Origin of the sequence: Hymenobacter terricola (genome assembly GCF_017921975.2) — a bacterium.
Lineage (GTDB): Bacteria > Bacteroidota > Bacteroidia > Cytophagales > Hymenobacteraceae > Hymenobacter > Hymenobacter terricola.
The window spans coordinates 1-8,778 of record NZ_JAGEMO020000147.1; the positions used below are offsets into that span (position 1 = coordinate 1).

General features: G+C 61.3%; 6 protein-coding genes and 1 pseudogene. 1 reads left to right on the forward strand and 6 read right to left on the reverse strand.

Going from position 1 to position 8,778, the window contains the following annotated elements; genetic code table 11:
• From J4G38_RS27395 to J4G38_RS27415, 5 genes and pseudogenes are all read right to left on the reverse strand, one after another.
• Positions 1-482 (reverse strand): annotated as a pseudogene (locus tag J4G38_RS27395) (NFACT RNA binding domain-containing protein); the annotation flags it as partial.
• A 33-nt stretch (positions 483-515) separates the two neighbouring features.
• Positions 516-968, reverse strand: a complete 453-nt coding sequence (locus tag J4G38_RS27400; protein ID WP_210521991.1) for a hypothetical protein — start codon at positions 966-968, stop codon at positions 516-518.
• Between the two features lie 42 nt (positions 969-1,010).
• Positions 1,011-1,778, reverse strand: coding sequence for an MBL fold metallo-hydrolase (locus tag J4G38_RS27405; RefSeq protein WP_210521990.1), 768 nt, complete (start codon positions 1,776-1,778; stop codon positions 1,011-1,013).
• 97 nt (positions 1,779-1,875) lie between these two features.
• A complete protein-coding gene (locus J4G38_RS27410) occupies positions 1,876-2,262 on the reverse strand; it encodes a response regulator (protein ID WP_210521989.1) in 387 nt (128 codons plus the stop codon).
• 66 nt (positions 2,263-2,328) lie between these two features.
• Positions 2,329-5,928 carry a PAS domain S-box protein gene (locus tag J4G38_RS27415; RefSeq protein WP_226163997.1) on the reverse strand — a complete coding sequence of 1,200 codons (3,600 nt, stop codon included), beginning with the start codon at positions 5,926-5,928 and terminating at the stop codon, positions 2,329-2,331.
• Positions 5,929-6,089: 161 nt separating this feature from the next.
• On the opposite strand from J4G38_RS27415, the gene J4G38_RS27420 reads away from it, so the two are divergent.
• Positions 6,090-7,247: a glycosyltransferase gene (locus J4G38_RS27420; RefSeq protein ID WP_210521987.1), complete on the forward strand. Its 1,158-nt coding sequence runs from the start codon at positions 6,090-6,092 to the stop codon at positions 7,245-7,247.
• 291 nt (positions 7,248-7,538) lie between these two features.
• On the opposite strand, the gene J4G38_RS27425 is transcribed toward J4G38_RS27420, so the two are convergent.
• The gene (locus J4G38_RS27425; protein ID WP_210521986.1) at positions 7,539-8,024 is read right to left on the reverse strand and encodes a DUF6252 family protein; all 486 of its coding nucleotides are present in this window, start codon (positions 8,022-8,024) and stop codon (positions 7,539-7,541) included.
• Positions 8,025-8,778 lie beyond the last annotated feature (754 nt).

Below are 8,778 nucleotides of genomic sequence, written 5' to 3' on the forward strand. Positions count from 1 at the left end.
AGGTCAGCTAGCGGGGGCGGGAGCTTGCCGGCCACGGGCAGCGCGGCGGTTGTTTGGGCCTTCAAGTCGCCATCGGCCAGCAGTTTTTGCTGGAAGAGCTGGGCCGGCGCATCGGGCGCAGTCCGGAAAATAGCGTTGGGGCGCGGGCCGTAGAGCTTAAATACCAGCCGGGCACCGCTGCGGAAATTCACTTGCAATACCCGGTCCTGCGGCCAGGCCGCCACGGTTTCGACCTGCTGGCCCAGCAAATCGGGGAACAAATCGACGGAATTGGCGCGGGCGCGCTGGAAGGTTTCGGGCAGGGCTATGGCCGGGAAAGTGGCCCCCAGCTGCGCTTTCAGCCAGAACTCTTTGGCGCCATCGGTAAGGCCGACGACCAGCTCGTCTTTTTCCTGCGAGAAGCACACGGCCACGCGGTAGCCCCGCAGCCGCTCGGTGAGCGCGGGGGCCAGCTGGCGCAGGAAATAGTAGTTGGTGTGCATGGTAATGTCCAGCTTGGGGGGTACGAAACGATGCTACACAAGTGACTCTAAAGCCAAAAGCTGCTTTAGCACCCTTCGGCAATAGCCCACTTCCCACCAGAATGCCAAAACTCCACCAATGAAAAAAGCAGCTAGTAAGCCGAAACCAATAAAATATGGCACGGGACCAGCAATGGACTTACGCATTACCAAATACCAGATACCTATGCCAATTGCCACCATATTGCCCAAAGCCGCCATAATCAGAAGCCACGAAGACACTTGATACTGGAGTTGCAGCCTGCTGCTCTTTCCATCCGGCGAAGGTTGAACCTGTCCGATAATGTAGGGCTGTAAGGGATTCGAGTACCGAATAATTCTCCGCACTTTAAATCCCTCAGCTCCTACTTTCCCCACAAATGCTTTTGATTGAAAAGGATTGTCAATCAATTCGCGCCAGGTTACCGTCGCAATTTGTGCTTGCTTCAACAATTCCGCAATAGTCATTGCGGAACGATAAGTCTCGCTAGTGACCCCAAATTTCATACGCTACACCTCCACCTTCAGCCCGTCATACGCCAGCCGAATCCAGGGCGGCAGCTCCGCTTCTACCTCGGCGTGGCGGCCCAGCTGGTGGCTGATGTGCGTTAAATAGGCCCGCTTCGGCTGCACGTCTTCCAGCACGGCGATGGCCTGGGCGAGGGTGAAGTGCGAGATGTGCTCCTCGCGCCGCAGGGCGTTGAGCACGATAACATCGGCGCCGCGCAACTGGTCGCGGGTTTCGGGCCCGATGTGGTTGGCGTCGGTGAGGTAGCAGAAATTGCCGATGCGGAAGCCCAGCACGGGCAGGCGGTGGTGCAGGGCCCGGAGCGGCAGCACGGGCACCCCCAGCACATCGAATGGGGCGTCGTCGCGCTCGATGGCGTGCAGCACCACGCGGGGCACGCCGGGGTATTTGTGCTCGGCAAAAATGTAGGCAAACTCCTGCTTGAGCTGGTTCAGCACCCGGGGCTCGGCAAAAACCGGCATATCGGTCTGCTGCCGGAAATTGAAGGCCCGGATGTCGTCGAGGCCGGCGGTGTGGTCCTTGTGCTCGTGAGTGAAAAGCAGCGCGTCGAGGTGCATGACGCGGGCGCGCAGCATCTGCTGCCGGAAATCGGGGCCGGAATCAATCACAAAGCTGCGCCCGTCCAAGGCCAGGTGCACGGACACGCGCAGCCGGTGGTCGCGGTGGTCGAGCGAACGGCACACCGGGCAAGTGCAGCCAATCATCGGCACCCCGGAGGAAGTGCCCGTGCCAAGAAAAGTGACTTTCATGGATAGTTGTCAGTTGTTCGTTGTCAGTTGTTAGCCAGGCTTGAACAGCTGAATAGAACAACCTAACAACTGACAACGAGCAACTGACAACTAAAACTTACCCGACGTATTGCTTCACCACGCGCACCAGGGCGTCGAAATCGAGCGGCTTGGGTAGGTAATCGGTCACGCCGGCTTCGCGGAACTGGTCCATCGTGTAGTTGTTGGCGTTGCCGGTGATGGCGATGATGGGGAGCTTGTTGATTTTGGGGTCGGCGTGGGCGCGGATTTCGCGGGTGCACTGCATGCCGTCTTTCACGGGGATGTTGATGTCCATCAGGACGCAGTCGACGGAGTTGCTTTCCAACTGCTTCAGCACCTCGCCCCCATTTTTGGCCAGCACAATCTTGTACTTCTGCAGCTCCAGAATTTTGCGGGTGAGGTTGAGAATTACCGAGCTGTCCTCAGCAATCAGAATGGTTTTTGTAGGGGTGTCGGCGGACATGAGCGTGGGGGTTAGGGTTGGGTTCATAGGGTAGAATGACTATTGATGCAGAAAGGCAGGCGTCCTTTAAACGGTGGGAGTATTGGTGGCTCGCTCAACGGCACCGGGATATTCGGCAACGAACTGTGCAAAGTAATGTTCCAGAAGTTGAAATCCCACGGCTCCTTCCTCCAGCCGGCCTTCTTTGAGCTGATGCTCAAGGTGGCGGGCCTGGGCGGCCAGGGCCACGCCGCCCAGCGTGGCCGCCGTGCCCTTGAGCTGGTGCAGCATGGGCAGCAGCTCACGGAAACTGCCTTCGGCGGCCGTGGGGGCGGCGTCGCGCAGCAAATCACCGGCTTCCTGCTCGAATTCCTGGTAGAGGTCGGCCGTGAACTCCGGGCCGCCCAGCTCTACCAGCTGGCGCAAAATGCCGTCGTCGAGCGTGGGCTCGCGGGCCACGTGCGGGGCCGGCACCGGAGCGGCCGGGGCTACCACCGGGGCCGCGGCAGCCACGGCGGGCCGGGCCAGGCGCGGGCGCAGCCAGCGGTGCAGCACCTCGTAAAGGTGGCGGCTTTTCACGGGCTTGCCCACGTAGTCATCGAGCCCCTGGCGCATGAAGCGGCCGGCGTCTTCCTGCATGGAATAGGCCGTCATGGCCACCACGGGCGGGCAGTTTATGCCCAGCAGGCGGCGTATTTCGGCGGTGGCCGCTACGCCGTCCATTTCCGGCATCTGGATGTCCATGAAGATGATGTTGTACTCCGCGCCCGAGGCCGTGGCCAGCATGATGGCCTCGGGGCCGCCGCTGGCCACGTCCACTTCGCAGCCCAGCTTGGTGAGCAGGCGCAGGCCCACCTTCTGGTTGATGGCGTTGTCGTCGACGAGCAGCACGCGGGGCGGCGCTTCGAAGGGCTGAAACACGGGCTCGCGCACGGGCACCACCACGGGCACCCCTTCGGCAAAAGCTTCGCGGGCGCTGATGGTGAACCAGAACACGCTGCCCTCGCCTTCGTCGGAGAGCACCCCGATTTCGCCGCCCAGCAGCTCGGCCAGCTGCCGGCTGATGCTCAGGCCCAGGCCCGTGCCGCCATAGGCCTTGCTGGGCGTGGTGTCGAGCTGGGTGAAGTTGGTGAAAAGCAGACTGGCGTTGTCGGTCGAAATGCCAATGCCCGAATCTTGTACGGCAAAGCGCAGGGTGTGCAGCTCGCCGTCGGTGCTCACGCTGCTCACCACGATGCCCACCGTGCCTTCGTTGGTGAACTTGATGGCGTTGGCCACCAGGTTGGACAGGATTTGCAGCAGCCGCACTTCGTCCGTCACCACGTAGCGCGGGGTGTGCGGCGTGATGTGGTAGGTGAAGCGGATGTGCTTCTGCTCGGCCCGGTAGATGAACAGGGCGCGGATGCGCTCCATCACGGCCTGCAGCTCGATGGGCGTTTCGCGAATCTGGAGCTTGCCGGCCTGAATCTTGGACAGGTCCAGGATGTCGTTCAGAATGGTGAGCAGGGCGTCGGAGCTTTTGCGCAGCGTGTCCACGTAGTCGACTTGCTCGTCGGTTTCCACGGTCTGGTCGAGCAGGTCAATCATGCCGATGATGCCGTTCATGGGCGTGCGCAGCTCGTGGCTCATGTTGGCCAGGAACTGCGTTTTGGCTTCCAGGGCGGCTTCGGCAGCGTCTTTGGCCTGGCGCAGGTCGTCCTGCATCTGCTGGATTTCGGTTACGTCGCGGGCAATGCCCTGGGTGCCACTTTCGCCGCCGCCCACAATGCGGGCGTTCACGAGCACGCTCACCGGGTAACCGTCCTTGTGCCACATCTGGGTTTCGAAGTTACGCAGACCGCCGCTCCGCTGAATTTCTTCGTTGGCCTTGGGCCGGTCAGTGGCATCGACGTAGTAGTTGGTCACGGGCTGCCCCAGCACCTCCTCGGGCTCGTAGCCCAGCACGTCGCGCACCGAAGGGCTCACAATGGTGAGCAACCCCGCCGCGTCGGTGCGGTAGTAAATATCCTGAAACGACTCGAAGATGGAGCGAAACTTCTCTTCCTGCGCTTCCAGGGCCAGCTGGGCGCGTTTCTGCTCGGTGATGTCGTGGGCAATGGCCGAGATTTCCTCAAAGGAGCCATCGCCGAGGTAAATCGGGTTGAGGTAGATGTCCGTCCACACATCGTAGCCGCGGGCGTCGCGCAGGCGCATCTCAAAGCGCTGGGCCTGGCCCTTGGCGGCCGCGTCGTAATGCTGCACGAAGGTGTCGCGCTCGGCCTCCGGCATGTGGGCCAGGTCGGCTTCCCAGAGGTTGAGGCCGCGCACCGGGTACGTGCCGTTGCGCCGCAGAAACAGGGCCGCGTAGTTGCGGTTGAAGTTCATAAGGTGGGCGCGGGTATTCACCGTCCACATCACGTGCGAGCCGCTCTCGAAAATGGCATTGAGGCGGGCCGTCTGCTTCCCAATCTGCTCCTCGTTGCGCTTGCGCTCGATGGCCAGCGCCACCTGGTTCGAGATGAAATGGAGCACGTCGAGGTCGCTGGGCGTGTAGGCATCAGCGCGGCTGTAGTCCTGCACGGCCAGCACGCCGATAATGCGGTCGCCGATGCTCAGCGGCGAGGCCAGCATCACCTCCGGCACCAGCCCGTAGGCCGTGATGGTGCCGCTGCGGATGAGCTGCTGAAAATCGGTGTGGGTGAGGTAGCGCGGCTGCCCGCCGGCAATGATGTACTCCGACACGCCCGCCGAAAACGGCCGCGCTGCCTGCGGCCGGTGCTGCGGGTGCTGGTCGACGTGGTACACGAACTGCAGCTGCGTGCGCGCATCGTCGCAGAGGGCGATGAACAGGTTGCTGGTTTCAATAATCTTGCTCAGCTCGCGGTGAATGGCGCCGTAGAGGCTGGGCAAGTCCTTGGCCGAGATGGCCAGGTTGGCAATGCTGTAGTAGACTTTCTGGAGCCGCTCGGCCTTGATGCGGTCCGTGATGTCGTGCAGAATGGCGCGGCTGCTCACCGGCTGGCCTTCTTCGCGCACCACGCTCATGCTCCCAATGAGGTGCACCGGCTTGCCCATGCTGGTCAGAAACACGGTTTCGACCTTGTTCACTGGCTCGCCGTCGTAGAGGTTGCGCAACTGGTAGAGCAGCTTGGCCTTGTAGTAGGGGTGCACCACGTCGGCAAGGGTGCGGGTGGCCAGCTCGGCGTCGGTGTAGCCCAGCTTTTCCTTCCAGGCCTTGTTCACAAACAGGAAGCCGTTGTCGGCGCTGAGGTGCTGCACCAGGTCCTGGGCGTTGTCGAGGAAGTCCTGCAGGTGGGTGCTGTCGCCGGTCAGGGCCGGGCTGGGTACGCTGTGGCTGAGCAGCTCGTGGCCGGCGGCCCACATACCGGTCACGCTGCCGGCCGCGTCGCGGGTGAAACCCGCCTGCCACAGCAGCTGGCGCAGCTGGCCGCCGCGCGTGAGCAGGGTCCGCTCGTAGCTAGACGGCAGGGTTTGGGTGTCGATGCACTCGAGATACTCCTGCCGGCGCGACTCCCGCTCCGTGGGGGGCGCAAACATCTGGTGGCCGAGCTGGCCCAGCACTTTTTCGCGCGTGTAGCCCGTCAGGGCCAGAAATGCCTCGTTGACCTCCACGATGCTACCCTTGCGGTCGGACAGCATATATGCCTGGCCAAGCTGGTCGAGCAGCGTCGCTAGCGGCGGGGCCACGGGGCGGACAGTAGAAGTAGCCGGAAATGAAGCCATATGAATGACGCAAACTACCTGATGATATTTCCTGCTAAGATAGCCACTCGCCTGCTAGACGGCGGCGTAAATTTGGCCAAAATAAAATAACCCGGCCTCCCTTCGGTGCCGCCCGCTCCCGCCCCTTGCCTTCTCCCTCCGCCCCCGCGCTGCTCTTCGCCGTCACCACCGACCTGTGTTTCGACCAGCGCATGCAGCGCATTTGCGACAGCCTGGCCGCCGCCGGCTACCGCGTGCAGCTGGTGGGCTGGCAGCGGCCGGCCTCGCCCCCGCTCCTGCCCCAGCCATATGCGCAGCACCGTCTGCGCGGCTGGTTTCAGCACGGCAAGCTGTTTTACCTGGAGTATAATGTGCGCCTGTTTTTCTACTTGTTGGGGCAAAAAGCTGCCGCCTGGTGCGCCGCCGACCTCGACACCGCGCTGCCCGTGTGGCTGCGAGCCCGGCTCGGCGGCCAGCCCTTTGTGTACGATGCCCACGAGCTGTTTACGGAAGTACCCGAAGTGGTGGCCCGGCCCGCCGTGCAGCGCATCTGGCACTGGGTGGAAGGCTTTATCGTGCCCCGCGCCCGGCTGGCCTACACCGTGGGCCCGGCCCTGGCGCGGGTGTTCGCGCAGCGCTACGGCCAGCCCTTCGCGGTGGTGCGCAACGTGAGCCGCCTGCGCGATGGCGAACCGCTGCCGCCGGCTCCGGCCGCCGCTCCACCCGGTGGCTACATCCTCTACCAAGGGGCTCTAAATATGGGCCGGGGCCTCGAAAGCTTGCTCGACGCCATGCCCCAGGTGGCGGGCCGGCTGGTGATTTGCGGCGAAGGAGATTTATCGGCGGCCCTGCGCGCACGGGCCGAACGGCTGGGCCTGCTGGCCACCGGGAAGGTCGAATTCCGGGGGTTCGTGCTGCCTGAGGCCCTGCGCGACGTCACGCGGCAGGCCGCCGTGGGCATCATGCTGCTCGAAAATATCGGCCTGAGCTACTACTACTCGCTGGCCAATAAATTCTTTGACTACGTGCACGCCGGCATCCCGCAGGTGCTCATCGACTTTCCCGAATACCGCGCCCTCAACGACCAGTTCGACGTGGCCGAGCTGGTGGCCGACCTCGCCCCCGCCACCCTGGCCCGCGCCCTCAACCGCCTGCTGCGCGACGAGCCCGCCCGCTACCAGCACCTGGCCGACAACTGCCGCCGCGCCGCCCCCCAACTCAACTGGCAGCACGAGGAACGGGTGCTGCTGGGGCTGTGGGCAGCAGTGGTACCGGTAGCCGGGTCGGCGGGGCCACGGCCATAATTCGCTCTCAAGGCACCTTCTTATCTGGTGAGGGCACCCCAGCGCTATCTTAGGTCCGCTAACGGGCCCTTATCGGAGCCTAACCGAAAACCGAGGGCTGTTTAAATCACCGTGGCTGTTGCAGAACTCCGCATGGCCCGGTTAAGCGAAGCATCTGGGGGCTAGACCACGCCAGAATGGCCCTTCCACTAGCCATGTACGCCCCCATCGTCGTTCGCCCGCGCTGTTTGGGAGCTCCCCGAAAGGTTCTGCAACAGCCACCACCGTTTGCGTAAACGAACAAGGCTTGCCTTAGAACGCAACGTCAAAACGGCCCGATGTGACGGAGATAGTGCCGCCGCCCTGATAGTCAAGTGCAGAAAACTCAAATGTGCCGGCCATCACGCGGGCAACAGTATCAATGCGGGTGAGCGTGACCGAGCCCGCGCGCGTGGCCGACATATAAAAGCTGCCCGAGCCGCGACTTAGACTGGCGTAGTTGCCCGTAGAGGTTTCGCCCAAGGAGTAGGTGCCCGGCCGAAACGCGTCGCGCAAGGCCAAGTACATTTGCCCCTGTTCTCCATAAGCCTTTATGCCAATTTCACGCCGGTAAAAATACCCTTGCAGTGGGGTGGTAGGCTGAAAAATGTTGTGGCTGGATGTGGGCAGGAACGCTTGGCCGTCCAAGAGGCAGCCAAACGTGTTTTTGCCCTGCTGCGTAGCCTTGGGCAGCGCATCTATTTCCTCTTTTTTACAGCTTGCCAACAGGACTAGCAGGACCAGCAGCACGTTTTTCATGGCGTCAAGGAGTAGGAAAGCGCGGAAAGACCCAGCGAACAAACTTATCGCAGGTCACCCAAGTGAGCAAGTCAGAAAATACAGCACTTAGACTTGTCAACGGATAAAATGCACTTGTATAGTGCTTGTGTACAGTATTTTAAACGCCGAAAAAAGGATATTATGGGTGTTAACCTGTACGGCACGGCTTAGCAATCAACACTGGTAGTAAAGAATTGCTCGTGGCTGTTGCAGAACTCCATGAATAATGCGGAAACAGCCTCAGTAGGCTGCGCTGTGCGTGTAAAAGAACCATTAGATAGCTTTTCTGGCTCGAATTGGGCCGCGAAACCCGCGCGGATTAGGTCGGCACTGAGTTCTGCAACAGCCACGCTCCTTTTCGTGAACGACAGGAATCAGTTCGGCACCTGGTGGCCAGCTGGCCCCAATAGGGCAGGGCGAGTTTAAGAAACTCGTCTACGAATCAAAGTTTACGAAATGCGCCAAGTAGATGAGTTTCGTAAACTCGAAACGAGGTGCTTTCCCGGGCCGGAGCAAACAGGATTTTGGGGGCAATAGGGAAGTGCAAATAGTGCCGCTGTCATCTGGGTTTCGTCCCTTAACAAGAACTGTGTTAAAAGTCAAGCTTTCAGCGCACGTTTTGAGGTAAAATCGGCTTGGTAAGGCACGCCTGATTTGATGATGGCAAAAGCTTGCTTGAGCAGTTTGTTGCAGACGGCAATCAGGGCGAGCTTCTTATTCTTGCCCTTGGCCA